Below are 1309 nucleotides of genomic sequence, written 5' to 3'. Positions count from 1 at the left end.
ACCATCGCCCCGGACGGCGGGGTGACGCAGACGGAGCTGGATTTCCTCGGCCGCCTGCTGAGCGTTCAGGACCCGCTCGGCTTCACCACCCGCTTTCGTCACAGCACAAACCATGCCGGGCCGCAGGGCAGCGTGGAGGAAATTCAGCGCCCGGACGGGGTGCGCGAGCTGATGCGCCAGAACAGCGAAAAGCTGCCTGCCGCCTTCACCGACGGCGAAGGCAAAACCACCCGCTATGAGTACGGGGCCTTTGACCTCCTGACCGCCGTGGTCCGCCCGGACGGGGAACGGCTCGAATGCCGCCACGACAGACTGCTGCGCCTGACCGAAATCACCAATGCCGAGGGTGAGCACTACCGTCTGACCTATGACAAAGCCGGACAGCTTATCGCCGAGACCGACTTCACCGGCCGCACGCTGCGGTATGACTACGACGCGGGCGGGCGCTGTATCCGCACCACCTTCCCGGACGGCACCCGCCTGAACCGGCGCTATAACGTCGCAGACCAGGTGACGGATGAGGAGGTCACGCAGGGCGACAGCGACCGCATTCTCAGCGCCACCGCGTTCCGCTATGACACGCTGTGCCGCCTGACGGAGGCGCGCAACGAATCTGCCACCGTCACCTTTGAATACGACGATGCCGGACGGACGGTGGCGGAGACCCTTAACGGCAGGCGCACGGAATACGCGCATGATGAAGTGCGGGATTACATCACCCAGCGCACCACGGCGGGCATCACCGAGCGCTTTACCCGCAGGGCGACGGGCGAGCTCACCTCATGGCAGCTAAACGACCACGCCCCGCTGAGCCTGGAGCACGACCCGTGCGGCCAGGAGGTATCCCGCAAGAGTGACGCCGGGTTCAGCCTGCGCCAGCGCTATACGCCGGCAGGGCTGCTGGCGGAGCAGCAGACCGGGGACGCCACCCTGCGCCGGGAGTGGCTGTATGACAAAGCCTACAACCTGACGATGCTGACCGATTCGCACCGGGGGACGATGGTGAACAGCCTCACCGCGAACGACCAGATAAGCCACGCCACCTGGACCGGCAGCACCCAGCCCGTGCGGGAAGAGCGCTTCACCTACGATAAAAACCTCAACGTCGCCGGGCGCCAGACCTGGCTGAACGCGGTGATGGAGAGCGAGGCGCACCAGCGCCAGTCGCATGGCCGGGTGACGTCGCATCACAGTAAAGAGTGGCGGCACACCACCTCCCGTATCAACCCCGACAGCGGGATGCCCGAATCCGGCAGGTTCGTCCGGGTTATCCGCGACGAACGGACCACATGGAAATACGACGTCAACG

Annotated in this window: 1 pseudogene; it reads left to right on the top strand. The window is 65.5% G+C overall.

Annotated features, from left to right (window positions below):
- Positions 1–1309: pseudogene (locus ACSVHP_RS22940) on the top strand (hypothetical protein); the annotation flags it as partial.

The organism is Enterobacter sp. 186315 (assembly GCF_053290175.1).
The sequence above is the reverse complement of the archived record's forward strand: the minus strand, read 5'-3'. Positions and strand labels throughout refer to the sequence as shown.